Below are 23,083 nucleotides of genomic sequence, written 5' to 3'. Positions count from 1 at the left end.
GGGAGCTGGAGAAGGGCGGATAACCACTAACGCTCGAGTGTATCGAGCACCTCGTAGGCCAGCACCGCCGCCGCCACCGCCGCATTGAGGCTGTCCGCGCGCCCGCGCATGGGCATGGTTACGCGCAGGTCGCAGGCGGCCTCGTAGTCCTCGGGCAGGCCTTGCGATTCGTTACCCACCATCACGAAGCACGGCGCGGCATAGGGCGCGCCGCGATAGGGCACGGCATCGCGCAAGCTGGCAGCGACCAGCTGGCCTTCGCCTTGTCGGAGCCAGCCGATGAACTCGTCCCACGATGCCCGCGCCACGGACTGCGTGAACACCGCGCCCATGCTGGCGCGCACGGCTTCCACGCTGAACGGGTCGGCGCAATCGTCGATCAGGATCAGGCCGCCAGCGCCCACCGCATCGCCGGTGCGCAGCATGGTGCCGAGGTTGCCCGGATCGCGCAGCGCCTGCGCCACCAGCCAGATCTTCGCCGCGCTGCGGTCAAGGCTGGCCAGCGAGGTATCGAACTCGTCGAACACGCCGGCCACGGCCTGCGGATTGTCCTTGCCGGTGATCTTGCCGAGAATGTCGGGCGTGGTAACGATGATGTCGCCGCCCGCGGCATCCACGGCCGTTTCCAGCGCATCGATCAGCGGGTGCGGATCGCGTGCCGATGCCATCACCAGTGTCTTCGGCACATGGCCGCATTCGAGGGCGTCGGTCAGCAGGCGGAGGCCCTCGGCCAGGAACACGCCCTCGCGCTTGCGGTGCTTCTTGTCGCGCAGGCTCCGCAGGTATTTGACCGTGGGATTGGAAAAGCCGGTGATCTCGCGCCTGGACTCGCGCGGGTTGGGGGAAGGCATCAGTCTTCGCCGAACTTGCCTTCGACCAGCGCCACGAGCTCGCCAAGCTTGTCGTCGGCGGCCGGCCCGGCCACGCGCAGGGTTACGGTATCGCCCATCGCCGCGCCCAGCATCATCAACCCGAGGATGGAGCCGCCGGCGGCTTCCTGCCCGTCCTTGGCGACGCTGACCGTGTGACCGTCCATCTCCGCGACGGCAGCCACGAACTTGGCGCTGGCACGGGCGTGCAGGCCGCGCTTGTTGGGAATGACGACGTCCTTGCTCGCTTCACGCATGCAGCCGATCCCTCAGGCGTCCTGACCAAGGAATTCGGAAGCGAGCGTGATGTAGTTGCGCCCGGCCTCGCGCGCGGCCTGCGCGGCCTTCAGCAGCGACAGCTCCTTGCGCGCACCGGCGAGGCGAATCAGCATCGGCAAGTTGATCCCGGCGATCACTTCCGTGCGTCCGGGCTCCAGCAGCGAAATGGCAAGGTTCGACGGCGTGCCGCCGAACAGGTCCGTCAGCAGGATCGCGCCGGAGCCGGTATCCACCTTTTCGATCGCGTCGGCGATTTCCTGGCGACGCATTTCCATGTCGTCGCTCGGCCCGATGCAGATCGTGGCAATGGCATCCTGGTGCCCCACCACGTGTTCCATGGCGGATACGAATTCCTCGGCCAGCTGGCCGTGGGTGACGAGAATCAGTCCAATCATCGGGAAATGGGGGTCTTCTTGCTCTCGAAGCGTGTCTTGGGGGATGCGTTTGCGGTCACGGATGCTGTGTCCCTTCCACCAGGTCTTCCGCCCGCGATCCTAGGTTGCGGTGCAATACGGTGGGCGAAAAGCCACCTTCGCGCAAGGCCTGCGCGATTCTCTCGGCCGTGTAAACAGATCGATGCCTGCCGCCGGTGCAGCCGAAGGCGATGTTTACATAGGTCTTGCCCTGCTCGGCATAGTGGGGAAGCAGTTCCAGCAGCAGGGTGCGGATCTTCTCGAAAGTGGAATCGAACACGGTGCTGCGGGCGATGAAATCGCCAACCGCCGGGTCCAGCCCGGTCTGTTCGCGCAGGCCCTCCACCCAGTGCGGGTTGTCGAGATAGCGCATGTCGAACACCAGGTCGGCCGTGGGCGGTTTGCCGCGAGAGAAGCCGAAGCTGGAAACCGTGACCGTCATCTGCTGCGGCGCGTTCTGCCGGAACTGCTCGCGGATGGTCTGCTTGAGGTCATTGGTGGTGAAATCGGTGGTGTCGATCAGCACGTCCGCCCAGCGCCGCAGCGGGGCCAGCAGTTCGCGCTCCGCCGCGATGCCCGATGACGCGGGCAGGTCGCCGGCCAGGAAATGCCGCCGCCGCGTCTCGTTGAAGCGGCGCTCCAGCTCGTGCCCGGCGCAGTCGAGGAAGAGGGTGGTGATGGACAGGCCATTGTGCTCCACCCAGTGCTTCACCTGCTCGATGATCTCGGCCGGCACGAAGCCGCGCGTGCGGCAATCGAAGCCGAGGGCGAGCGAATGTCCGTCGGCATCGGCGCCAACCAGGCGATCGAGCAGGCGGATGGGGAAGTTGTCGATCGACTCCCAGCCAAGGTCTTCCAGCTCGCGCAGTGCCGTGGTCTTGCCCGCACCGAGCATCCCGGTGACGAGCAAAATCCGCTGCTGCGACTCTGGCGTTTCGTTGACCATGTCTGCGCCATCTGCGCGCTTGACCGGCAAATGTGAAGAGCGACTTCCGGCCAGTGCCTAATCGAGACCGTGCATTTCCAGCGCGGCTTCGGCGCGCAGGGGCAGGGCCGGCGTGTCGGGATAGAGGTCCACCTGCGGCACCTGGTGGCCCAGCAGGATTGCCATGCCGTGGCCCAACGGCAGGCGCTCGGCAGCGGTAGTGAGGTTGATGACGATGGCCACCGGCGCGCGCGTGGTCGGCACTTCCAGCAGGCCGACATTGCGGATCTCGATCAGGCCTTCGGTATTGGGCGGCGGGGTCGCCACCACCAGTTCGCCGACTTGCGACAGGGTGACACCGTCATCGCCGATCAGTTCGCCGCCGCGATCAAGCAGGGCCAGCGCCAGGCTGGACTTGCCGCTTCCCGGCGCGCCGGTGATTAGCAGGGCCCGCCCGCGCATGGCGACGCAGCTAACGTTGGGCATCACTTCGCTCATGCCGCAGGCAGCTCCAGCATCATGCACGCCCCGCCAAGAGCTTCGTTGTCGGCCACGGTAAGGCTGCCGTCATGCGCCTCGGCGATCGTGCGCCCGATGGCGAGGCCGAGGCCCGAGTGGTTGCCATATTCCTCCCCTTCCGGGCGATGCGAGTGGAAGCGCCTGAACACCTTCTCGCGTTCCCCTTCGGGAATGCCGGGGCCTTCGTCCGACACCATGGCGCGAATGCGGCCGTTGTCGCGGACGATGGTGATCAGGATGCGTCCTTTCTCGGGGGAGAAGGAGACGGCATTGTCGAGCAGGTTCTCCGCCACGCGCTCCAGCCGGATGGGCACCCCCATCACCGTGTCCCTGGTCGTCTGCCGCTGGATGGTGACGGTGCAGCCCTTGGTTTCGCCGCGCTCGATCTTGCGGGCCACGACGTTGGCGAACAGCGTGCCCAGTTCCACCGGCTCGAAGGTGGCGCGGCTGAGTTCGGCATCGATCCGGCTGGCTTCGGAAATCTCGGTCACCAGGCGATCGATGCGGCGCACGTCATGCGCCGCCACGTCCACCAGTTGGGCGCGCAGGTCGGGGTCTTCCACCTTGGGCAGGCTCTCGGTGGCGCTGCGCAGGGAGGCGAGGGGGTTCTTGATCTCGTGCGCCACGTCCGCCGCGAAGCTTTCCACGGCGTCGATGCGGTGGCGCAGCGTGGCGGTCATATCCGACACGGCGCGGGCAAGCTGGCCGATTTCATCGCCGCGCTCGTCCATGCGCGGCACTTCCACGTCGCGGTCGCGCCCAAGGCGCACACGCTGGGTGGCGTGCACCAGCTTGCGCAGCGGATCGATGATGGTGTTCGCCAGGTAGAGCGAGAGCACGGTCGACACGACGAGGGCCAGGAAGATGATGGTCATCAGGCTGGAGCGGGCTGCCCGCACCGCCGCAGTGATGTCCGCCGCATTGCGGGTGGTAAGCAGGCTGGCGCCATTCAGGCCGAGTGGCGCGGCGGCATTGATAACCGGCGTGCCATCCGGCGCGCGTCGCAATTCGATCTGGGTCAGCCCCTGCTGGCGGACCCGGGCGAGTTCGGGCCAGTTGTCGGCATGGGTATCGGTCGGCTCGGCATAGAGCGGAGGCGAGGGCGCCCCGACCGCGAAGTTCACCGCGCTGTCGGTCCACCTCGCCAGGTCCTCCATCAGCGGTTCGGCCACCGGGTCGTCGAAGGTGAAGGATGGCTCGTCCAGTTCGAAACTGTCGGCGATCAGCGCGCCTCCGGCGTCGTACATCCGCAGGCGCATGCGCTGTTCGCGGCCGATCTGGCTCAGCAGCGCCATCTGTCGCTCGCGGGTCGCGCCGGCCAGTGCCTCGGCGGTGATCTGCGCTTCGATCCGGGCCAGCTTGTAACGTTCGTCGAGCAGCTGGCGGCGATAGGAATCGAGGAAGAACAGGCTGCCCGCCAGCACCAGCAGCGGGATCAGGTTCACTGCCAGGATGCGCGCGGTCAGCGAACGTCCCAAGGGATATGCCAGGCGCCGCGCGGCCTTGCTTGCTCCGCCTGCCTTGTCAGCCATCGGAGAAGCTGTAGCCGGCGCCGTAGAGCGTCTCGATCGCGCTGAAATCGGGATCGACCGCGCGGAACTTCCGCCGCAGCCGCTTGATGTGCGAATCGACCGTGCGGTCGTCCACGAAGACATCGTCGGGGTAGGCGGCATCCATCAGCTGGTTGCGGCTCTTGATCACGCCGGGGCGCGCGGCAAGCGCTTCGAGGATGAGGAATTCGGTGACGGTCAGGCTCACCGGCTTGCCGTCCCAGGTTACCTGGTGGCGGGCCGGGTCCATCGCCAGCCGCCCGCGGGTGATGACTTCGGCCTGCCCGGCTTGCGGAGTGGGCGGCGTGTCGTCCGTTTCGGCATGGGGCGCGGCACGGCGCAGGATGGCGCGGATCCGCGCCAGCAGCAGCCGCTGGCTGAACGGTTTGGCGATGTAGTCGTCGGCGCCCATCGCCAGGCCCGCCTCTTCGTCCTCTTCCTGGTCCTTGCTGGTCAGGAAGATCACCGGCAAGGCGGACGTCTTGCGCAGTTCCTGCAGCAATTCCATGCCATCCATGCGCGGCATCTTGATGTCGAACACGGCCAGGTCCGGCGGGTTCTTGCGCAGCGCTTCCAGCGCCGCCTCGCCGTCGGAATAGACCCGCGTGGCATAGCCTTCCGCCTGCAGGGCAATCGACAGCGTCGTCAGGATGTTACGGTCGTCATCGACCAGCGCGATGGTGCGCTGCCCTTCCGCGGGGGCGGGGTTTTCCGTCGTCATGCTCTCGGGCGGTTGGTTCATGCCACTCCTCGGTCACGCCGGACCTAACCTGCCGCTGCGCGATAGACAACTTGCTGTTGGCGAGTGATCGTGGGGAAGCCGATGTCCGGCCATCCGGTCGCCGGGAGCGGCAAACTGTCGGGTAATGGCCCTTCTGCCAAATTGACGCCGCAATCGTGGGTCTCTATGCGGACCGCACAGAGCGCGCCTAAATGGTTGGCTCTTCCAAAAATCTGACCGTATTGAGGAGCATTACGTGTCCGTTCCGCTTTCCGTCTCCCTGTCCGCACAGGGCATAGAGACCAATGCCACCATTCATCCCAATCTCGGCACTGCCGCATTGGTCGAACACGCGCTGGACAACAAGGAAGGCGAACTCGCCGCCCGCGGTCCGCTGGTCGTCAAGACCGGCAAGCACACCGGCCGCAGCGCGAAGGACAAGTTCATCGTCCGCGACGCGGAGACCGAGAACACCGTATGGTGGGACAACAATGCCTCGATGACGCCGGAGCATTTCGCCGCGCTGAAGGAAGACTTCCTCGCAGCCGTCGCCCAGAAGGACACGCTCTACGTCGCCGACCTGTTCGGTGGTTCGCAGCCGGAGCACCGCGTCAACGTGCGCGTGATCAACGAGCTGGCCTGGCACAACCTGTTCATCCGCACGCTGCTCTGCCGTCCGACCAAGGACGAACTGCAGGGTTTTGCTCCCGAGTACACGATCATCGACCTGCCCAGCTTCCGGGCCGACCCGGAACGCCACGGTACCCGCAGCGAAACCGTGGTGGCGGTGAACCTGTCGGAAAAGCTGATCCTGATCGGCGGCACCAAGTATGCGGGCGAGATGAAGAAGAGCGTGTTCGGCATCCTCAACTACCTGCTGCCGACCAAGGGCGTGATGCCGATGCACTGTTCGGCCAATGTCGGTCCGGACGGCAAGACGGCAGTGTTCTTCGGCCTGTCGGGCACCGGCAAGACGACGCTTTCGGCCGACGCCAGCCGCACCCTTATCGGCGATGACGAGCATGGCTGGTCGGACACTGCGGTATTCAATTTCGAAGGCGGCTGCTACGCCAAGATGATCCGCCTGTCGGAAGAGGCAGAGCCGGAAATCTACGCCACCACCAAGATGTTCGGCACCGTGCTGGAAAACGTGGTGATGGACCCGGATACGCGCGAACTGGACTTCGACGACAATACGCTGGCCGAGAATTCGCGCGGCGCCTACCCGATCGAATACATTCCCAACACCTCGGAGAAGAACCTCGGCCCGGTGCCGTCGAACGTGGTGATGCTGACTGCCGATGCCTTCGGCGTGCTGCCCCCGATCGCGCGTCTCACGCCGGACCAGGCGATGTACCACTTCCTGTCGGGCTACACGGCGAAGGTGGCCGGCACCGAGATCGGCGTGACCGAGCCGGAAGCCACCTTCAGCACCTGCTTCGGCGCACCGTTCATGCCGCGTCACCCCAGCGTCTACGGCAACCTGCTGAAGGAACGCATCGCCGCTGGCGGCGTGCAGTGCTGGCTGCTCAACACCGGCTGGACCGGCGGCAAGTACGGCACCGGCAGCCGCATGCCGATCAAGGCCACCCGCGCGCTGCTCAACGCCGCGCTCGACGGTGACCTCGACAATGTCGAATACCGCAAGGACGCGAACTTCGGCTTCGACGTCCCGGTCAGCGTTCCGGCGCTGGCGGAAGCCGGCATCGACCAGTCGATCCTCGATCCGCGTTCGACCTGGGCAGACGCGGAAGAATACGATCGCACGGCGCAGAAGCTGGTCGACCTGTTCGTCAACAATTTCGAACCCTTCGCCGCCCACGTGGACGAAGGCGTTCGCAAGGCAGCCCCGCAGGCCGCCTGACACCTCCTGCACAGCTGGAGAGGAAGGCCCCGCCCGGCTAACGCCGGAGCGGGGCCTGTTCTTTTTCGGGCCAGTCGGTCCGCTCTTCGCCCCTATCGGCGCGATCTCCTGCGAAGGCTCAGAGAATGCCAATGCTCATGCAAGAGCATGATCATCCGTGCTAAGGATGAATTATCAGTTTGAGCCAGCACAAGGCGGAGAGGCGCGTCTTGCTGCTAGCGGACAAATGGGCCGAGACAGGTCCGACGACATGCCTTTACGGAAGGGACAGGACCAATGAGCATCTTCGACACCATCCTCAACGCGGCCCACAACCACCCCACGGTCCGCAACATGGCGGACAAGCTGGGTATCGACCAGGCTACCGCGGAACGCGCCATCGCGGCGCTGAGCGAAGGGCACCATGCTGATGGCGACACGGTGGAAGCCGCAGCGGCAACCTCCGGCCTCGACATCGGAATCCTCAACCAGGTGCTGGAACAGATTGGCGGCGAAGGTTCGCTGACCGGTTTCATGCAGATCCTCGACCAGGATCATGACGGCAACCCGCTGAACGATATCGCCGGCATGGCGGGCAAGCTGTTCGGCAAGGACTGAGCCGCAGGAGCCAATCCTGCGATAAGGTGCCGGGGCAGGCGGTAACCGGGTTGGCGCGCCGCTAGGCGACCATGCCCGAATAGGCCGCGCCGAACACGCCGAGGCCGAACAGCATCGCTGCTCCGCCCTTGGAGGCGAGGCGCTGCCAGCGGACCTGGCTGTCCGGGATCAACATCAGCAGCATCAGTCCCATGGCGCTGATGACAAGATAGGTAACCATTCGGGCTTGCTCCCGCTTGCGAAACGGCTGGTTTCCTAGGCGGGCGTGGTGAAAAGCTCCTGTGCGCTTATGCCTAATGGCGGGGCAACCATGTTTGTCCCTTGAAAGCCTATGGAAAGTTTTCGCTGCTACGGCCCGGCAGCATGACGGCACAGGACCCGCGTCTCGTACCTCCCGGCGAACATGACCATTCGGCGCGTGAAAGCACGTTCTGCCGGACTGCGCGCGACCTGGGGCTCGATCCGGACGATCGCTGGGTCGGCGGCTATGTCGATTACGAATGGGAGCACTTGCGGCCCGTGCTCGCCGCCTATCGCATCGAGCACGCCGGACGGACGGTGCTGGAGTTCGGCTGCAATTACGGCGCTTCCGGCATCGTGCTGGCCAGGCTGGGGGCGCAGGTGACGGGCGTCGACGTGTCGGCGGACAAGGTGCGGCTGGCGCAGGCGAACATCCTGTTGCACGCCATGGAGCAGTCGATGTCCGCCCAGCATGTGCCCGATACGCGCGAGCTGCCGTTCGAGGGTGAGCGGTTCGAATTCGTGATCGCCAACAGCGTGCTGGAATATGTCGCTCCGGAGCATCTGGATGCGGTTATGGCGGAAGTACACCGCGTGCTGCGTCCCGGAGGGCAGCTGCTGGTGCTGGGTACCGCCAGCCGGCTTTCCCCGCGCGAGGTGCACAGCGGTCGCTGGCTGGTAAACTACCTGCCGCGCGCCGTGGACCGGGTGGCCGGCAAGGACCTGCAACGCGGCCTGTCGCCGCGCCTGCTGGCGAGGACGCTGGAAGGCCGGTTCGAAGTCGTAGCGAAGGATCGCTGGCTCGCAGCGCGGCAGGCCGTGCACGGCAAGCTCTCCCTGCCGGTGCGCGCGGTCGGCAAGCTTGCCGAAGCGCTTGGCATGGCTCCGGGCTGGCTCAGCCCAAATATCGAACTGCTGCTGAAGCGGCTCTAGCCGTAGAGCGCGTTGGCGACCGCCTGTTCGACCATGCGCGTGCCGTTGAGCAGCGGCGTGCCGGGCAATACTTCCAAATTGTCCGGCTCAGCGGCGAGGCGCGGCGGTCGCGTCGCATAGGTGGCGGTCGTCACGCCCTTCATGGCGGCAACCTTCGCACAGACCTTCGCGAGCCGCTTGGTGACGATCCGGTTGATCCGTTCCCGCTTGCGGCACAGCAATTCGAAGCCGTGCGAGACCACGGTGAAACTGTCGTGCCCGTTGTCGCGCGCATGCCGCAGGGCGGCGATGATCTCGCGGTAGGATAGCGCGGTGATCTGCGCGTGCCGCAGGCCGCCGAAGGCATCGCCGATGCAGCCGATCGGCACCTCGATTACGCCATGTCGGCGCAGCGGCGCGCGGTCGGCGGCGGTCAGCCCGATCTCGCAGTCCCCGCCCATCAGGCCGGGCGGGTGGCTGGTGTCATAGCCGATGCCGACGGAGGCAAGGGCGCGCAGCGTATCGTCATTGGCGCCGTAGTTGCCCGCGCGGAAGGCGATCGGGGACGGAGCGCCCGCATCCATCAGCAATTGCCGGGCAAGGCCGAGCAGTTCGCATTGCTCGTCGTAGCCATAGTCCTTGATGTTCGGCCCCCGATAGGTGCCGAGAGGGTTCCTCTCGCCCGCGATGTCGAGCCATTCCGTATGCAGGTGCAGCTGCACGTCATGGCCGCGCTGCAGGATCGGCTCGACCACGTCGGCGACCGCGCCGGTTCCCCAGAGCAGCGCCGGCATCGGGTCGACGAAGAAGACGCCCTTCAGGCCATGCGCGTCGAACACGTCCATCTGGTGGAATATCCCGACCTCGCCATCGGGGGTGAGACCGCGAATGGTCCGGTCGAAGTTGGCGGCACGCGAATCCGGCCCGCGCTTCGCCGTAAAGCCGGACTCGTATTCGGTATCGATGGTCACATAAAGCGAAACCATGCGTGCCTGCCTGCCTCCATCGGGCGCAACCTGCCAAGCCGCGCAGCGCGGCTGGCTTGATGCGGGACAGATAGCAGGAGCGGGTTAAGCCCCGGTATTCGCGATGTAACGGTCGATATTTGCAGCCAGAACGTCCAGCGGGGCGTTGCCGCCATCGACCACGGCCTGGTTGAAGTCGCGCAGGTCGTAGGCCTCGCCCAATTCCGCCATGGCACGCTCGCGCTGGCGCAGGATTTCCAGCTTGCCGACCATGTAGCCGCAGGCCTGGCCCGGCCAGCTGCAATAGCGATCGATCTCGTTGGTGGTCTCCGCCATTCCCTTGCCCACGTTGAGGCTGAAATAGTCGATGGCGCGCTGCCGTTCCCAGCCCATGGCGTGCATGCCGGTGTCGACCACCAGTCGAACCGCGCGGTAGGCTTGGTCTTGCAGATAGCCGAGGCGCCATGCGGGATTGTCGTCGTAGGCGCCAAGCTCGTCCGCCAGTTGCTCCGAATAGAGCGCCCAGCCTTCGGAGAAGGCGTTGAAGGCCAGGATCGAGCGGATCAGCGGCAACTGGTTCGAATATTCGCCTTCCCACACGTGCCCGGGGATCGCCTCGTGATGGGTGAGGGTGGGCAGGTCGTACATCCGGTGCAGGTCGGTATCGCGCAGGTTGATCCAGAAGGTGCCGGGGCGCGAGCCGTCCACCGCGGGCGCGCCACCGTAGGCCGTGGGCGCACCCAGTTCCTCGTTCGGCGGAATGCGCTTCACGTCGATCGCCGGATCGACGACGCGGGCAAAGGCGCGGGGCATCTGTGCCCGGATCCAGTCGATGCGGCCTTCGATGAAGGTCATGATCTCGGCGCGGCCTTCATCGCCCGGAGCGAACTGGAAGCGCTCGTCCTCGGCCAGTTGCAGCATGCGCTGGCCCGGGTTGCCGCTGGTGTAGCCCAGCGAGGTCAGGATCGTGTCCATCCGGCCATGGATGTCGGCCAGCGTCTCCACGCCCAACTCGTGAATTTCCTGCGGGGTGAGCGAAGTCGTGGTGCTCGATTTCAGCGACCAGCGATACCAGTCCTCGCCGTGTGGCTGGGTGCCGATGCCGGGTGCGCTCCCCGCCATGCCGGCCTGCAGCCGCAGTTCTGCCAGCTGGGCTTCCAGCGCCGGAGCGACCTCCTGCGTGACGATGGCATTGGCACGCGTTTCCCAATCGCCCTCGATGCCTTCCGCGCCGGTGCGGCGGACCACCGATTCCACCAGTGCGCCGCCCTGTCGGGCGTCGGCAATCTGACGTTCCATCTGCTCGATCGTGCGGGTGAGTAGGAAGTCGGGCGGGATGACACCCATTTCGCGTTGCGCCTGCATCCGCTCCAGCTCTCCGCCCATGACGGCGGGCATGGCGGAAAGGCGGGAAAGGTAGGCCTCGGCATCGGCCGCATCGCGAATGGGGTGGTCGGAATCGAGGGCTCGCGGCAGGTCGATATAGGCGCCGACGTTCTGGATGACCGGATAGGGTGCCGTACGCCAGCTTCCCACCGGGATGTCGCCATAAGGCAGATCGAACCCCTCGATGGCGGTGGCGTAGGCACTCTCGACCACTTCGAAGCTGGTGCGCGTGGCGGGATCGAGCCCGTCCTTGTCGAAAGCGCGGGCGCGTTCGAGGTCGGCGCGCAGGGTGTCGGCCTTGGCGGCGATGCCTTCCAGCGAGGCGCTGCCCAGCTGGCTGCGCAGCGCGGCGTGCTCGCCCACGTCGACGCCCAGGGTGGTGGCCCGCGTCGGCTCGTGCTGCAGCAGGTTCCAGGCAATGTCGTCGAGCAGCGCCTCGCCGGCGGCCTGCGTTTCGGCGGGCGAGCTACCGCGACAGGCGGGGAGGAGGGCTGCGGTGGCGGCGGCGGTGCCCGTTGCCAGGAAGGCGCGACGGGACAGCATGAAGCGGGGCATGTCAGTCATGGCGGCGTTGGTTACCCACGTAACTGTCGCTCGGCAAGCGGGCTGGTGCGGCGAGGTTCACCACGCTAGGAAACGGCCATGTTCGACCTGATCCTTTCCATCATCGTGCTCGCCGCCATCGCCCTTGCCATCGGGGCCTACGTGATGTGGCGAAAGGGGATGAACCGGCAGGCCATGCTGATGGCCATCCTGTCGTTCATCATGATCGCCAATGTCGCGGTATGGGTGATTCCGATGGAGAGTGGCGAAAGCCCTGCCGACGTGGTCGCCGGGGAAGAGGCCGGGCAGGGCTGACCCGGCCTCCCTTCGGGATCAACGACGCGGCAGCTGCCAGGTAACATTGCCGCTGTAGGTGCCGACAACGTTTTCGCCGCGATTGTTCTTCGCCGCATCGAAGCGCGCCCGGCGCTGGATCAAGTTACAGGTGGCATCGTCCAGCACGCCATGGCCGCTGGACCGGGTGATCTCGCATTCGCTGACCCGTCCGTTGCTGCCGATAACCAGGCGATAGGTCGCGCTGCCTTCCAGCTCGCGCGTTATGCCACGACGGGGGTAGTCGGCATTGGTAATCCAGCCGGTTGGGCCGTTGCGCGGGATCGGCCCGACCGGGCTGTAGGCCGGCAACGTCGGGCCGGTATCGGGCACTTCGATCGGCGGGGTGGGGATGCGGATGACGACATCGGGCACGTCGTCGCGGACGGTTTCCACCTGCACCGGGCTGTCGCGCTCGATCTCGATCGGCGGGCGCGGAGCCTGCGGCGGGGTGTAGGGGACCGGGGCCGGTTCGACGACGTCCTCGACCGGGGGCGGGGGAGGCGGCGGATCGGGGTAGAACTCGGCGATGAATTCCCTGTCCTTGGTTTCGATCACGCCGGTGATCGTCAGGCCTGCGACCACGCCTGCACCGATTGCGGCGTGGATCGCAATCACTCCCGCGACGGCCCTGACGCGGGCGGCCGGACTGACTGTGGCATTGGCATAGGACATGGCCTTGGCTCCTCTTCGCTGCGACTGCGCTCGATGGCGAGTCATGTTATACTATAACATTACCGTGAGCGAAGCGTAAATGCAAGCGCGCGCCGGAACCGGGGCTCCGACGCGCGCTACAAGACCTTGTTTTCCAACGCGATCAGGTGATCGGGCAGCTCGGGTCGAGGCGGAAATCGAGGTAGTTGTCCACCGAGGCCATCAGTTCTTCCTGCTCGTTCTCGAAGAAGTGATTGGCGCGCGGAATCTCGTCGTGGTGGATGGTGATGTGCTTCTGCGTGCGCAGCTTGTCGACCAGCTTCTGCACGGCGGCAGGCTGCACGACGGTGTCCGCCGTCCCCTGGATGAAGATGCCCGATGCCGGGCAAGGGGCGAGGAAGCTGAAGTCGTACATGTTGGCCGGCGGCGCAATCGAGATGAAGCCGCGGATTTCCGGACGACGCATCAGCAGCTGCATGCCGATCAGCGCGCCGAAGGACACGCCGGCGACCCAGGTCGTCTGCGCTTCGGGATGAATCTGCTGCACCCAGTCGAGCGCGCTTGCGGCATCCGACAGTTCGCCGATGCCGTTGTCGAAGCTGCCCTGGCTCTTGCCGACGCCGCGGAAGTTGAAGCGCAGCGTGGCGAAACCACGGTTGACGAAGGTCTTGTACAGCTGCTGGACGATCCGGTCGTTCATGGTGCCGCCGCCCTGCGAATGCGGGTGCAGGATCATGGCGACGGGCGCGCGCGGACGCGGGCCGGGAGAGAAGCGACCTTCAAGACGGCCCTCGGGGCCGGGAAAGATGACGTGCGGCATGGGCGAATGTGCTCTGCTTAGATGTGGTTTGCCAGCGCGGGTGGCGCGGCGGAAGTCGGCGGCTATATAGGGATTATGCCGCGTTTCGCAATTATTCTCGGCCAATTGGCCTAGCATGAGCCGGATCTATCTGGACCACGCCGCGACCACCCCGCTGCGCCCTGAGGCGAAGGCGGCGATGGACGAGGGCTTCGCCATCTGGGCGAACCCCAGCTCGCCCCATGCCGAAGGCCGCAAGGCCAAGGCCGCGCTGGAAGATGCGCGTGAACGGGTGAAGACGTCTCTTGGCTGGGAAGGCGAGGTGATCTTCACCAGCGGCGCGAGCGAGGCAGCGCGCACCGCGTTGGAAAACACCGTCGCACCGCGCAAATGCGCTCTTCCCGTGGAACACGATGCGCTGATGGTCGATCAGCCGGGCATGTATGATGCCATCGTGCCCATGCCGCCCGGCGGCCTGATCGGCCGGAGCGCAATCTATGATGCGTTCGGCCCCCCGGATCCGCTTCCGCCGGGGCAGCAGGTCCGCGCATTGTTTGCCTGCCAGCACGTGAATTCGGAAACAGGCACCCGTTTCGGGGCGGATGGATTTGCAGTCCTGGCGCACTACCGGGATGCCATTGTCCTGTCGGACTGCTCACAAAGCGCGGGTAAGCTGCCGCTTCCAGACGGGATCGACATGGCCATTGTCTCCGCGCACAAGTTGGGCGGACCCATTGGCGTTGGCGCGCTACTGGTGCGCGACTACAAGTTGCTGAAGCCCTCCGGCGGGCACGAGCGAGGATATCGGCGCGGTACCGAAAATCTGCCCGATATCCTGGGTATGGCAGCTGCGCTGGAAAATCGCGATTGGTGCACCAACGAAGCCGAACGTGCGGCCTTCGCCGCGCGGTTGGGTGAGAACGTGCTCAAACTGGGGGAGAACCAGGTCGATTACATCCTGCCGCTGGCGCATCCGTCACTGAGCGCGCAGGCCCTGCTGATCCGGCTCGACGCCATGGGTTTCGCGGTTTCCGCCGGCAGCGCCTGTTCTTCGGGTACCTTGAAGAAGAGCCGCGTCCTGGATGCCTTTGGCGTGCCGGACGATGTCGCCAGTCGCACCATCCGCGTCTCGCTGGGGTGGAGCACTACCGTCGAGGAACTCGATGCCTTCGCGGACGCTTGGAAGGCGCTGACATGATCTACCTCGACTACCAGGCCACCACGCCGCTGGCGCCCGAGGCGCGCGATGTCATGATGCAGTGGCTCGACGGGCCGGACGGTACAGGCTTCGGCAATCCGCACAGCCCGCACCGCATGGGACGCATGGCTGCCGCAGCTGTCGAACTGGCGCGCGAGCAGGTGGCGGCGTTGTTCCCGCCCGGTGGGCAGGTGATCTTCACCAGCGGCGCGACCGAGGCGATCAACCTCGCCATGCGCGGCTGCCCGGGCGATGGTGCGATCAGCGTTTCGGCCATCGAGCACGCTGCCGTGCTTGATACGGCGCAGGCACTGGGTAACTGGCACGAGCTGAACGTCGCGGCGGACGGGCAATGCAACGCCAAGCAGGACATTCCGGCCAATACCAAGCTGGTCGCCGTGATGCAGGTGAACAACGAGATCGGGGTGATCCAGCCCACGGTCGAATTTCACCGCAAGGCGAAGGAGACGGGCGCGCTGTTCTTGTGCGACGCGGTGCAAGCCTACGGCAAAATCCCGGTCGCCGGTGCGGACATGATCGCCGTTTCGGCGCACAAGGTCCACGGACCGAAGGGCATCGGCGCGCTTTGGGTGCGCAATGGGGTGGAATTGGAAGCGGTGCAGACCGGCGGCGGCCAGGAGGCGGGCTTGCGCTCTGGCACGCTCAGCCCCGCGCTGTGCGCCGGCTTCGGCGCGGCGGCGCAGGTGGCGAAGGAACGCATGGAGGAAGACGCCGCCCATGTCGAAGCGCTGTGGAACCGCGCACGCGACATGTTCGACGGCTGGGAACTGAACGGCAGCGCCGAAGCGCGCTGGCACGGTAACCTCAACCTGCGCAAGGACGGTCTCGATGTCGCCCGCCTGATGAGCGACTGCCGCGACGTGATGTTCTCTGCCGGCTCCGCCTGTGCCAGCGGATCGGGCAGGCCCAGCCACGTGTTGCAGGCCATCGGTCTGACGGCGAAACAGGCGAAAAGCTCCATCCGCCTCGGCTTCGGGCGCTACACGACGATGGAAGAGCTTGAAGCTGCCGCCGAAAAGCTTACCTATGCTGCATCGCAACAAGGATAGCAGCCATCCGGGTCACCTTCATTACACGCAAGGGCGAAAGGGTTGAGGCGGAAGCCTCTGTCGGAGACCGCTTGCTTGAAATCGGCCAGGCCGCGGGCATGCCGCTGGAAGGCACCTGCGAAGGCCAGATGGCCTGTTCCACCTGCCACGTGATTATCGGCCGCGAATGGTTCGGCAAGCTGCCCGAGGCCAGCGAGGAGGAAGAGGACATGCTCGACCTCGCCGCAGACGTTCACGCCACCAGCCGCCTGTCCTGCCAGGTCCTGCTGACCGAGGACCTTGACGGGATGGAAGTGCAGATCCCCTCCGACAGCAACAACGCGCAGGGGTTCTGACGACGCCTCAGACGGGAATTGTCATTCCCCCGTCGCGGCCCCGCCGACGGTTCGGCCTGTCGTTGAGCATTTCCAGGATCATGTCGATCTCGTCCTGCTGGTTCTTCGGCACCATCGGGCGCATGATCTCGAAGGCTTTGACGATCTGGGCGCGCAGGAAGGCGACCTCTTCGGACAGCACGGGGCCATCGGGAGGTCCGGGTTCGCCAGTGCCGCCGCCTCCTCCTCCGTAGTCGCCCCACAGGTATTCCTCGATATTGTAGACCCGTTGTTCCAGTTCGTTCATCAGACAAATCCCCCCACGCCGAAAACCGACGCCCACAGTGCGCAGACCAGGCCGAGCCCATTGAATATCTCGCTCGCGGGACGGCTCTTCCATTCCGTTTGCGGTCTCGCGGCCAGCAAAAAGAACACGCCGGCAATGACTGCCAGCACCACCGACAGCAGGCGCGGATCGATCGGCAACCACTCGTAGTGGATGACAACCGCAAGGGCGGTCAGCAGCACGAAGACCACGATCGGGACGGCCCCATACTCGGAGTTCACCGCATCGGCTTTTTCCTTGTTACGTCGCTGATCCTCGAGGATGACATCCGCCTCCGGCATGGGCGCCGGTGGAGGTCGCTTCGGCGGCTGGCCAGGTTGCTCTTCCCGCTCCGTCATCTGCTCAAGCTATCAGCAATCTGCGCCCGTGCGTAGGTTGGTGGCAAATAAGTTGCGGAAAACAAATGAAAGCCCCGCCGCACCTTTGGTGCAGCGGGGCGGCGATTGCTCGTTGTCCCGAGGGGAGGAGAAGCCGGGGTTAGGCGGCTTCGCTCATCTCGTTCTGCATCTGCTTTTCCAGCGCTTCGATCAGGGCCTTGGAGAAGGCGGGAATGTCGTCCGGGTTGCGGCTGGTAATCAGGTTGCCGTCCACGGCCACTTCTCGGTCGACGACCTTGCCGCCGGCGTTCTGCAGGTCGGTGCGCAGGCTGGGCCAGCTGGTCACGCTCTGCCCGTCCACCACGCCGGCTTCCACCAGCATCCACGGGGCGTGACAGATGGCGGCGATCGGCTTGTCCGCCGCGTTGAAGTCGCGGACCAGCTGCACGGCCTTGTCGTTCATGCGCAGGATGTCCGGGTTGATCTGGCCCCCCGGCAGCACCAGCGCGTCGAATTCGGCGGCTTCCGCTTCGTCGACGGTCAGGTCGACCTTCACCGGGTCGCCCCATTCCTTGTTCGAGAAACCGCGGATTTCGCCGTCTTCGGGGCTGACGACGACCGTTTCGAAACCGGCCTCTTCAAGGTTGGCCTTGGGCTTTTCCAGTTCCGACTGTTCGAAACCGTCGGTGGCAAGAATCATGATGCGTTGAGCCATTTCGTTGCTCCTTTCGCTGTTTGGCATTTGCCCAATCAACGGGTGGGGAAATCGCCACGTTCCGTGCTGTCAGACGAGCCGTGACGGTGATAGGGCGAACTGCATGGCAACAGTCGAAGAACCTTCTGATTCCGGCGCGGGGATCATCCGCGAACCTTTCGAAAGCGCGCTGTCGGAGCGCTACCTCGTCTATGCGCTGTCGACGATCACGGCGCGTTCGCTGCCGGACCTGCGCGACGGGCTGAAGCCGGTCCACCGCCGCCTGCTGTGGACCATGCGCCAGCTGCGCCTTGGCCCGGACAGCACCTTCAAGAAGAGCGCCCGCGTCGTGGGCGACGTGATCGGCAAGTATCATCCGCACGGCGACGTGGCCGTCTACGATGCCATGGTGCGCCTCGCCCAGCCGTTCACGCTGCGCTATCCGCTGGTGGAGGGGCAGGGCAATTTCGGCAATATCGACGGCGATAACGCCGCCGCCTACCGCTACACCGAATGCCGCCTGACGCGCACCGCGATCCAGCTGATGGACGGGCTGGACGAAGGCACGGTCGAGTTCATCCCGACCTACAACAACGAGGAACAGGAACCGGTCATCATGCCCGGCCTGTTCCCGAACCTGCTGGCCAACGGCGCCAGCGGCATCGCCGTGGGCATGGCGACCAGCATCCCCAGCCACAACGTCGCCGAGGTGCTCGACGCCGCGGAGATGGTGCTGTTCAACAAGGACGTCACCCACGAAGAGCTGATGAGCGTATTCAAGGGGCCGGACTTCGCCACCGGTGGCCTGGTGGTCGACAGCGCGGAGGCCATCTCCAACGCCTACGAGACCGGACGCGGCTCCTTCCGCGTGCGTGGCCGCTTCCATGCGGCGGAGGCGGAGAACGAGGCTGATCGCGAAGCCGGCATCGAACGGCAGAAGGGTGGCGGCTACCAGCTGGTGATCTCCGAAATCCCCTACCAGGTGCCCAAGGGCAAGCTGATCGAACAGATTGCCGCGGCCATCAGCGACAAGAAGCTGCCGATCCTGGAAGACGTGCGCGACGAGAGCGACGAGCAGGTGCGCATCGTGCTGGTGCCGCGCAGCCGCAACGTCGATCCCGAACTGCTGAAGGAAAGCGTCTACAAGCTCACCGACCTGGAGACTCGCTTCAGCCTCAACCTCAACGTCCTCGATCACACGCGCACGCCGATGGTGATGGGGCTGAAGGAGCTGCTGGCGAACTGGGTAGCGCACCAGATCGACATCCTGCAGCGCCGCACCGCGCACCGGCTGGCCAAGATCGCCGACCGGCTGGAGCTACTCGAAGGCTACATCATCGCCTACCTAAACCTCGACCGGGTGATCGAGATCATCCGTACCGAGGACGAGCCCAAGCCGGTGATGATGGCGGAATTCAGCCTCACCGACCGTCAGGCCGAAGCCATCCTCAACATGCGCCTGCGCAGCTTGCGCAAGCTGGAAGAGATGCAGCTGCGGCAGGAGAAGGACGACCTGCTGAAGGAGCAGGACGAGCTGCAGAAGCTGCTCGACAGCCCGGCGCGCCAGCGCACCCGGCTGAAGCGCGACATGATCGCCCTGCGCAAGGAGTATGCCGAGGACACCGCCATCGGTGCCCGCCGCACGACGATTGCCGAAGCCGCGCCGACGGTGGAGTTCAATCCCGATGCCATGATCGAGAAGGAGCCGGTCACCGTCGTGCTGAGCCAGAAGGGCTGGGTGCGCGCAGCCAAGGGCCATGTCGACCTGGGCACCGACGGCTGCGGCGACTTCAAGTACAAGGAGGGCGATGGCCCGGCCTTCGCCGTCCACTGCCAGACCACCGACAAGATCCTGCTGGCAGCTGACGACGGGCGCTTCTTCACGCTGGGAGCGGACAAGCTGCCCGGCGCGCGCGGCTTCGGCGAACCGGTGCGCAACACGCTCGACATCGATGCGAGCGCGCAGATCGTGGCGCTGATCGTGCACGAGAAGGACAAGCAGGTGCTGCTAGGCTCCACCATCGGCAAGGGCTTCGTCGCGCTGACGGACGAGCTGCTGGCCGAGACCCGCAAGGGCCGCCAGGTGATGAACCTGAAGGGCGATGCCAAGGTTGCCGTCGCCCGCGAGATTGCTCCGGCACACGACCACGTCGCGGTGGTGGGCGAGAACCGCAAGCTGGTGGTCTTTGCGCTGGAGGAAATGCCGGTGATGACGCGCGGGCAGGGCGTGACGCTGCAACGCTATCGTGATGGCGGCCTGTCCGATGCCACCACCTTCACGCTGGAGGAAGGCCTCAGCTGGACGATGGGCGGCGAAACCGGTCGCACCCGCACCGAGACCGAGATCAACATGTGGAAGGTGGCGCGCGGCGCCGCCGGTCGCCTGCCGCCGACAGGTTTCCCGAAGGATAACCGGTTCTAATAGAAAAGGGCCGGCAGGATCGCTCCTGCCGGCCCTTTTCTTAATCCGAAAGGTTCCGGATCAGCCGCCGCTGACGGCAGCCATAATGGTTTCGAGGTCAGCCAGCGCCATCAGCGCGCCGTCGGCGTCGAGCGCGAAGAAATCGCGCGGCAAGGTGACCAGCTGCTCGTCTTCGGTCTTCACGACGACGTTCTCGCCGATGAATTCGTCAACCAGGCCCAGGGCCTGGGCGTCGGTGGTGATGACCGGGGCACCGATGACCAGCGCGGCATCGCGGGCAGCAGCAGCTTCGGCAGCGGCCTGGGCGGCAGCGGCTTCGGCTTCGGCTTCGGCCTGGGCCAGCTGGGCCGCCCACATTTCGTCGAGCTGGGCCTTGGTGATGTTCAGGGTCGGGCCCGCGTCGCTGGTGCCGAACGCGGCAGCAGGCAGCGAGACTTCGTGCATGCCGGTGTTGACCACGACAGTGGTGCCGTCGTTCGAGAGCACTTCACCGATGGGGGCATCGTCGTTGCCCATCACGATGGAGCCGACTTCCTGCGCCATGGCGGGCGCGGCGACGAGGGCTGCGGCGGCAGCGGCGGTAAGAGCAAAACGCTTCATGCAAAAAATCCTCTTCCATCCGGCCACAGCATGACGCGGCCGGGAGTTGAATTTTGTCCGACAGGGCCGGAAATGGTTCACGGGCGGCAAGCCAAAGGGCAGACACAGTGGCGCGCGGTGCACGCCGATCCCGTCGAAAACCTACCTAGCAGGCAGCTTCTGAACGCTACCTGCACCAGCCTTGCGGCGGATTTCAAGCAAATTTGTAAGTTTTACCTACTAATTTTGCCCTGCGAGTGCGTCGTCGAGCAGCTGCGCGACCCGGCCTGCGTCGGGGAAGCCTTCGTCAATCCAGCGCGCCTCGACCGCCTGCAGGATGCGCGCGACTTCCGGTCCGGCGGCCACGCCGCGGGCGACAATTTCCCCACCTTTCAATGGCAGGACAGGCACTTCCCAGCCATCGAGTGCTGCCGGATCTCGACCCGTCAGCAACAGCAGGTCGACCGCACTTTCGCGGCCAAGCCGATAGGCGAGGGCCTGCGGGTTGGCGAGATCGGGGTTTTTGTCGCGACCGGCGGCAGTCGCCAGCCGCCGGCGAATGGCGTTCGACATCCGCAAGCGGGAAGCCAGCGTCTCGGCAACCTTCGGCTCTGCCGGCAGCAGCGCGGCGAGGCGGCGAATGGCGCACGGTGGCACGCCCGCCGCGGCTTCCGCCGCGACCAGCGTTGCGAAGGCATCCAGTCCGGCGGTATCGACTTCAGGCAACACCACCGGCAGCACGCCGCGCGCGTGCATCCGGCGCACGGTATCGACCGGGTCCGGCAGGCCGAGCAGGTTCTGCAATTCCCAGCCCACGCGTTCGCGGCTGAGGCCCTTCAGGGTGGGCGCGAGGTCGGCGCAGGCCTGCTCGCCGTCTTCGTCCAGGGTCGAGCCGAAGCGCGCCTGGAAGCGATAGTAGCGCAGGATGCGCAGGTGATCCTCGCGGATGCGTTCACGGGCATCGCCGATGAACCGCACGCGGCCCGCGTCGAGGTCGTCCAGCCCGCCGAAGTAGTCCGAAATCTCCAGCGTGACCGGGTGCGCGTAGAGCGCATTGATGGTGAAATCGCGCCGCGCCGCGTCTTCCCGCCAGTCGCTGGAGAACTCGACCTCGGCCCGGCGCCCGTCGGTAGACACATCCTTGCGCAAGGTGGTGATCTCGACCGGGCCGTGCTCGCAGACCGCGGTGACCGTGCCGTGTTGCAGGCCGGTGGGAACCGAACGGATTCTTGCCGCCTTCAGCCGCCGGACAACTTCCTCCGGCTGGTGCGTCGTGGCGGCATCGATATCCTTCACGCCCATGCCCAGCTTGGTGTCGCGCACCGCGCCGCCGACCCAGCGCATGTGCTCCGCGCCCAGCGCGGCGACCAGCTCCGCGAGGTCCTCGCGCCGGGTCCATTCCGCAGGCGGCAGCTTAGCCATCGATAAGGTCTTTCCAGTCCAGACGGTGGGAGAGGTGGGCGATGATGCCGGCGGTAATGCCCCAGATCCGGCGACCCTGCCAGTCGATCTCGTAATAGGGGCGCTCGTTACCCAGGAATATGCCCACCTTGGCCTTATGGTTGCTGCGATCGAGCACGTGGCGCAGCGGTGCCTCGAACCAGTCGGCAACCTCGCGCGGGTCCGGGCGAATGGGCAAGTCTGCGGGCACCACGCCCAGCACGGGCGTCAGGCGGAAGCCGGTGCCGGTGATGAAGCTGGCCGCCTGGCCGACCACGCGCACCTTGGCAGGGTCGATGGCCAGTTCCTCCTCCGCCTCGCGCAGGGCTGCGGTGACGGCGTCCTCGCCGGGTTCCAGCTTGCCACCGGGGAAGGCGACCTGACCGGGGTGGTTGGCCATGGTTTCCGGCCGATGGGTCAGCAGCATGCCCGGATCGGTGCGCTCCGTGACGGGGATCAGCACGGCGGCGTCGCGCACGGGCTGGCGCGCGAACGCGCTGTCGTCGCGCAGGCCCGCAAGGCCGACGTGACTGGTCCGCTCGAAGCTTGCCGACAGGCGATCGAACAGCGCGCTCATGCGGCCGGTACCAGCGGGAAGGTCGCGCCCTGGCTGGTGACTTCCAGCCTGTCGCCTTGGGCAAGGGCATGGTCGGCAATTTGCAGCCAGGTGGAACGATCCAGCCGCGCTTCGCAGCCGTGGCGCACGGCGAGGTAGATGCGCGGCGCGTCGGGATCGCCCTCGGCGCGCAGGGGATGGTCGGGCCCGGCGATCACGAACTCGTCGGTGTTGAGACGGAAGGCGAGGGCACCATCGTCCACCCGCATGTCGACCGCGATGAAGGCGGCGTCCTCCACCTCGATGGTCTGCCGGTAATGCGGGGTGACGAGGTAGTGCTGGCCGTCCGCCGGATCGCGCCACAGCAGCGAGGCAAAGGCGCGAACCATGGCCGGGCGGGTGATCTCGCCGCCCTGGTAATACCAGCGGCCGTCGGCAGCAATGCGCATTTGGCTGTCGGTGGTGACCTCAGGCTGCCACGCGTCCACCGGCGGCAGCCTGCGGGCCGCGACCGCCTCGGCGATCTCCAGCAGGCTCATTCCGGCGATATCGGGCGGGATGTCATAGGCCATTGCGGC

Annotated in this window: 27 protein-coding genes; 8 read left to right on the top strand and 19 right to left on the bottom strand. The window is 65.8% G+C overall.

Annotated features, from left to right (window positions below; all coding sequences use genetic code 11):
* Positions 1–26 precede the first annotated feature (26 nt).
* Genes OZN62_RS04375 through OZN62_RS04345 form a run of 7 tightly spaced genes read right to left on the bottom strand, consistent with a single transcriptional unit; the run spans position 27 to position 5,297 of the window.
* A complete protein-coding gene (locus OZN62_RS04375; protein WP_269101522.1) occupies positions 27–851 on the bottom strand; it encodes a TrmH family RNA methyltransferase in 825 nt (274 codons plus the stop codon).
* Complete coding sequence (locus OZN62_RS04370; RefSeq protein ID WP_269101521.1) at positions 851–1,126, bottom strand: HPr family phosphocarrier protein; 276 nt, start codon at positions 1,124–1,126, stop codon at positions 851–853. Before OZN62_RS04370 ends, OZN62_RS04375 begins: the two co-directional genes overlap by 1 nt.
* 12 nt (positions 1,127–1,138) lie before the next feature.
* Positions 1,139–1,543 carry a PTS sugar transporter subunit IIA gene (locus OZN62_RS04365; protein ID WP_269101520.1) on the bottom strand — a complete coding sequence of 135 codons (405 nt, stop codon included), beginning with the start codon at positions 1,541–1,543 and terminating at the stop codon, positions 1,139–1,141.
* Between the two features lie 55 nt (positions 1,544–1,598).
* Positions 1,599–2,507: an RNase adapter RapZ gene (gene rapZ / locus OZN62_RS04360; protein ID WP_269101519.1), complete on the bottom strand. Its 909-nt coding sequence runs from the start codon at positions 2,505–2,507 to the stop codon at positions 1,599–1,601.
* A gap of 57 nt (positions 2,508–2,564) precedes the next feature.
* Positions 2,565–2,984 (bottom strand): HPr kinase/phosphorylase, encoded by a 420-nt coding sequence (locus OZN62_RS04355; RefSeq protein ID WP_269101518.1) that lies wholly within the window; start codon positions 2,982–2,984, stop codon positions 2,565–2,567.
* A complete protein-coding gene (locus OZN62_RS04350) occupies positions 2,981–4,537 on the bottom strand; it encodes a stimulus-sensing domain-containing protein (protein WP_269101517.1) in 1,557 nt (518 codons plus the stop codon). Before OZN62_RS04350 ends, OZN62_RS04355 begins: the two co-directional genes overlap by 4 nt.
* Positions 4,530–5,297: a response regulator transcription factor gene (locus tag OZN62_RS04345; protein WP_330848765.1), complete on the bottom strand. Its 768-nt coding sequence runs from the start codon at positions 5,295–5,297 to the stop codon at positions 4,530–4,532. Before OZN62_RS04345 ends, OZN62_RS04350 begins: the two co-directional genes overlap by 8 nt.
* A gap of 235 nt (positions 5,298–5,532) precedes the next feature.
* Between OZN62_RS04345 and OZN62_RS04340 the strand changes: the two genes are divergently transcribed.
* Together OZN62_RS04340 and OZN62_RS04335 are read left to right on the top strand one after the other, a co-directional pair.
* On the top strand, positions 5,533–7,140 hold the full coding sequence (locus tag OZN62_RS04340; RefSeq protein ID WP_269101515.1) for a phosphoenolpyruvate carboxykinase: 1,608 nt from the start codon (positions 5,533–5,535) through the stop codon (positions 7,138–7,140).
* Between the two features lie 276 nt (positions 7,141–7,416).
* Complete coding sequence (locus tag OZN62_RS04335) at positions 7,417–7,737, top strand: hypothetical protein (RefSeq protein WP_269101513.1); 321 nt, start codon at positions 7,417–7,419, stop codon at positions 7,735–7,737.
* 61 nt (positions 7,738–7,798) lie between these two features.
* Here the strand turns inward: OZN62_RS04335 and OZN62_RS04330 are convergent, their stop codons facing one another.
* Positions 7,799–7,957: a hypothetical protein gene (locus OZN62_RS04330; protein ID WP_269101511.1), complete on the bottom strand. Its 159-nt coding sequence runs from the start codon at positions 7,955–7,957 to the stop codon at positions 7,799–7,801.
* Between the two features lie 143 nt (positions 7,958–8,100).
* On the opposite strand from OZN62_RS04330, the gene OZN62_RS04325 reads away from it, so the two are divergent.
* Entirely contained in the window at positions 8,101–8,910 is an 810-nt protein-coding gene (locus OZN62_RS04325) for a class I SAM-dependent methyltransferase (protein WP_269101510.1), read from the top strand.
* Here OZN62_RS04325 and OZN62_RS04320 read toward each other — a convergent pair.
* Together OZN62_RS04320 and OZN62_RS04315 are read right to left on the bottom strand one after the other, a co-directional pair.
* Positions 8,907–9,875 carry a polysaccharide deacetylase family protein gene (locus OZN62_RS04320; RefSeq protein ID WP_269101509.1) on the bottom strand — a complete coding sequence of 323 codons (969 nt, stop codon included), beginning with the start codon at positions 9,873–9,875 and terminating at the stop codon, positions 8,907–8,909. The genes OZN62_RS04325 and OZN62_RS04320 overlap by 4 nt on opposite strands.
* Positions 9,876–9,959: 84 nt before the next feature.
* On the bottom strand, positions 9,960–11,804 hold the full coding sequence (locus OZN62_RS04315; protein WP_269101508.1) for a DUF885 domain-containing protein: 1,845 nt from the start codon (positions 11,802–11,804) through the stop codon (positions 9,960–9,962).
* Between the two features lie 78 nt (positions 11,805–11,882).
* On the opposite strand from OZN62_RS04315, the gene OZN62_RS04310 reads away from it, so the two are divergent.
* Positions 11,883–12,098, top strand: a complete 216-nt coding sequence (locus OZN62_RS04310) for a hypothetical protein (protein WP_269101507.1) — start codon at positions 11,883–11,885, stop codon at positions 12,096–12,098.
* 18 nt (positions 12,099–12,116) lie between these two features.
* On the opposite strand, the gene OZN62_RS04305 is transcribed toward OZN62_RS04310, so the two are convergent.
* The gene (locus OZN62_RS04305; RefSeq protein WP_269101506.1) at positions 12,117–12,836 is read right to left on the bottom strand and encodes an energy transducer TonB; all 720 of its coding nucleotides are present in this window, start codon (positions 12,834–12,836) and stop codon (positions 12,117–12,119) included.
* Between the two features lie 97 nt (positions 12,837–12,933).
* Complete coding sequence (locus tag OZN62_RS04300) at positions 12,934–13,590, bottom strand: alpha/beta hydrolase (RefSeq protein WP_269101505.1); 657 nt, start codon at positions 13,588–13,590, stop codon at positions 12,934–12,936.
* 115 nt (positions 13,591–13,705) lie between these two features.
* Here OZN62_RS04300 and OZN62_RS04295 point away from each other — a divergent pair, with 115 nt between their 5' ends.
* From OZN62_RS04295 to OZN62_RS04285, 3 genes are read left to right on the top strand one after another with little or no spacing between them, the layout of a single operon-like run.
* Positions 13,706–14,767, top strand: coding sequence for a cysteine desulfurase family protein (locus tag OZN62_RS04295; protein WP_269101504.1), 1,062 nt, complete (start codon positions 13,706–13,708; stop codon positions 14,765–14,767).
* Entirely contained in the window at positions 14,764–15,837 is a 1,074-nt protein-coding gene (locus OZN62_RS04290; RefSeq protein WP_269101503.1) for a cysteine desulfurase family protein, read from the top strand. The genes OZN62_RS04295 and OZN62_RS04290 overlap by 4 nt, the downstream gene beginning before the upstream one ends.
* A gap of 5 nt (positions 15,838–15,842) precedes the next feature.
* Complete coding sequence (locus OZN62_RS04285) at positions 15,843–16,172, top strand: 2Fe-2S iron-sulfur cluster-binding protein (RefSeq protein ID WP_269102104.1); 330 nt, start codon at positions 15,843–15,845, stop codon at positions 16,170–16,172.
* 7 nt (positions 16,173–16,179) lie between these two features.
* On the opposite strand, the gene OZN62_RS04280 is transcribed toward OZN62_RS04285, so the two are convergent.
* From OZN62_RS04280 to OZN62_RS04270, 3 genes are all read right to left on the bottom strand, one after another.
* The gene (locus tag OZN62_RS04280; protein WP_269101502.1) at positions 16,180–16,458 is read right to left on the bottom strand and encodes a hypothetical protein; all 279 of its coding nucleotides are present in this window, start codon (positions 16,456–16,458) and stop codon (positions 16,180–16,182) included.
* The gene (locus OZN62_RS04275) at positions 16,458–16,778 is read right to left on the bottom strand and encodes a hypothetical protein (RefSeq protein WP_269101501.1); all 321 of its coding nucleotides are present in this window, start codon (positions 16,776–16,778) and stop codon (positions 16,458–16,460) included. Before OZN62_RS04275 ends, OZN62_RS04280 begins: the two co-directional genes overlap by 1 nt.
* A gap of 196 nt (positions 16,779–16,974) precedes the next feature.
* Entirely contained in the window at positions 16,975–17,529 is a 555-nt protein-coding gene (locus OZN62_RS04270) for a type 1 glutamine amidotransferase domain-containing protein (protein WP_269101500.1), read from the bottom strand.
* Between the two features lie 103 nt (positions 17,530–17,632).
* Here OZN62_RS04270 and parC point away from each other — a divergent pair, with 103 nt between their 5' ends.
* On the top strand, positions 17,633–19,930 hold the full coding sequence (gene parC, locus OZN62_RS04265) for a DNA topoisomerase IV subunit A (RefSeq protein WP_269101499.1): 2,298 nt from the start codon (positions 17,633–17,635) through the stop codon (positions 19,928–19,930).
* A gap of 60 nt (positions 19,931–19,990) precedes the next feature.
* On the opposite strand, the gene OZN62_RS04260 is transcribed toward parC, so the two are convergent.
* The 4 genes from OZN62_RS04260 to OZN62_RS04245 form a co-directional block, all read right to left on the bottom strand.
* Complete coding sequence (locus OZN62_RS04260) at positions 19,991–20,530, bottom strand: hypothetical protein (RefSeq protein ID WP_269101498.1); 540 nt, start codon at positions 20,528–20,530, stop codon at positions 19,991–19,993.
* 219 nt (positions 20,531–20,749) lie between these two features.
* Positions 20,750–21,931 (bottom strand): CCA tRNA nucleotidyltransferase, encoded by a 1,182-nt coding sequence (locus OZN62_RS04255; protein WP_269101497.1) that lies wholly within the window; start codon positions 21,929–21,931, stop codon positions 20,750–20,752.
* Positions 21,924–22,526 carry a CoA pyrophosphatase gene (locus OZN62_RS04250; protein WP_269101496.1) on the bottom strand — a complete coding sequence of 201 codons (603 nt, stop codon included), beginning with the start codon at positions 22,524–22,526 and terminating at the stop codon, positions 21,924–21,926. The genes OZN62_RS04255 and OZN62_RS04250 overlap by 8 nt, the downstream gene beginning before the upstream one ends.
* Complete coding sequence (locus OZN62_RS04245; protein WP_269101495.1) at positions 22,523–23,077, bottom strand: DUF1285 domain-containing protein; 555 nt, start codon at positions 23,075–23,077, stop codon at positions 22,523–22,525. The genes OZN62_RS04250 and OZN62_RS04245 overlap by 4 nt, the downstream gene beginning before the upstream one ends.
* Positions 23,078–23,083 lie beyond the last annotated feature (6 nt).

This window comes from Aurantiacibacter sp. MUD11 (genome assembly GCF_026967575.1).
Lineage (GTDB): Bacteria > Pseudomonadota > Alphaproteobacteria > Sphingomonadales > Sphingomonadaceae > Alteraurantiacibacter.
This window is presented reverse-complemented; position numbering and strand designations above follow the sequence as displayed.

Excerpts from the sequence above, each read along its gene's own strand:
- OZN62_RS04375 (WP_269101522.1), bottom strand. The coding sequence starts at position 851 with ATGCCTTCCCCCAACCCGCGCGAGTCCAGGCGCGAGATCACCGGCTTT.
- OZN62_RS04370 (WP_269101521.1), bottom strand. The coding sequence starts at position 1,126 with ATGCGTGAAGCGAGCAAGGACGTCGTCATTCCCAACAAGCGCGGCCTG.
- OZN62_RS04365 (WP_269101520.1), bottom strand. The coding sequence starts at position 1,543 with ATGATTGGACTGATTCTCGTCACCCACGGCCAGCTGGCCGAGGAATTC.
- rapZ (WP_269101519.1), bottom strand. The coding sequence starts at position 2,507 with ATGGTCAACGAAACGCCAGAGTCGCAGCAGCGGATTTTGCTCGTCACC.
- OZN62_RS04355 (WP_269101518.1), bottom strand. The coding sequence starts at position 2,984 with ATGAGCGAAGTGATGCCCAACGTTAGCTGCGTCGCCATGCGCGGGCGG.
- OZN62_RS04350 (WP_269101517.1), bottom strand. The coding sequence starts at position 4,537 with ATGGCTGACAAGGCAGGCGGAGCAAGCAAGGCCGCGCGGCGCCTGGCA.
- OZN62_RS04345 (WP_330848765.1), bottom strand. The coding sequence starts at position 5,297 with ATGAACCAACCGCCCGAGAGCATGACGACGGAAAACCCCGCCCCCGCG.
- OZN62_RS04335 (WP_269101513.1), top strand. The coding sequence starts at position 7,417 with ATGAGCATCTTCGACACCATCCTCAACGCGGCCCACAACCACCCCACG.
- OZN62_RS04330 (WP_269101511.1), bottom strand. The coding sequence starts at position 7,957 with ATGGTTACCTATCTTGTCATCAGCGCCATGGGACTGATGCTGCTGATG.
- OZN62_RS04325 (WP_269101510.1), top strand. The coding sequence starts at position 8,101 with ATGACGGCACAGGACCCGCGTCTCGTACCTCCCGGCGAACATGACCAT.
- OZN62_RS04320 (WP_269101509.1), bottom strand. The coding sequence starts at position 9,875 with ATGGTTTCGCTTTATGTGACCATCGATACCGAATACGAGTCCGGCTTT.
- OZN62_RS04315 (WP_269101508.1), bottom strand. The coding sequence starts at position 11,804 with ATGACTGACATGCCCCGCTTCATGCTGTCCCGTCGCGCCTTCCTGGCA.
- OZN62_RS04310 (WP_269101507.1), top strand. The coding sequence starts at position 11,883 with ATGTTCGACCTGATCCTTTCCATCATCGTGCTCGCCGCCATCGCCCTT.
- OZN62_RS04305 (WP_269101506.1), bottom strand. The coding sequence starts at position 12,836 with ATGACTCGCCATCGAGCGCAGTCGCAGCGAAGAGGAGCCAAGGCCATG.
- OZN62_RS04300 (WP_269101505.1), bottom strand. The coding sequence starts at position 13,590 with ATGCCGCACGTCATCTTTCCCGGCCCCGAGGGCCGTCTTGAAGGTCGC.
- OZN62_RS04295 (WP_269101504.1), top strand. The coding sequence starts at position 13,706 with ATGAGCCGGATCTATCTGGACCACGCCGCGACCACCCCGCTGCGCCCT.
- OZN62_RS04290 (WP_269101503.1), top strand. The coding sequence starts at position 14,764 with ATGATCTACCTCGACTACCAGGCCACCACGCCGCTGGCGCCCGAGGCG.
- OZN62_RS04280 (WP_269101502.1), bottom strand. The coding sequence starts at position 16,458 with ATGAACGAACTGGAACAACGGGTCTACAATATCGAGGAATACCTGTGG.
- OZN62_RS04275 (WP_269101501.1), bottom strand. The coding sequence starts at position 16,778 with ATGCCGGAGGCGGATGTCATCCTCGAGGATCAGCGACGTAACAAGGAA.
- OZN62_RS04270 (WP_269101500.1), bottom strand. The coding sequence starts at position 17,529 with ATGGCTCAACGCATCATGATTCTTGCCACCGACGGTTTCGAACAGTCG.
- parC (WP_269101499.1), top strand. The coding sequence starts at position 17,633 with ATGGCAACAGTCGAAGAACCTTCTGATTCCGGCGCGGGGATCATCCGC.
- OZN62_RS04260 (WP_269101498.1), bottom strand. The coding sequence starts at position 20,530 with ATGAAGCGTTTTGCTCTTACCGCCGCTGCCGCCGCAGCCCTCGTCGCC.
- OZN62_RS04255 (WP_269101497.1), bottom strand. The coding sequence starts at position 21,931 with ATGGCTAAGCTGCCGCCTGCGGAATGGACCCGGCGCGAGGACCTCGCG.
- OZN62_RS04250 (WP_269101496.1), bottom strand. The coding sequence starts at position 22,526 with ATGAGCGCGCTGTTCGATCGCCTGTCGGCAAGCTTCGAGCGGACCAGT.
- OZN62_RS04245 (WP_269101495.1), bottom strand. The coding sequence starts at position 23,077 with ATGGCCTATGACATCCCGCCCGATATCGCCGGAATGAGCCTGCTGGAG.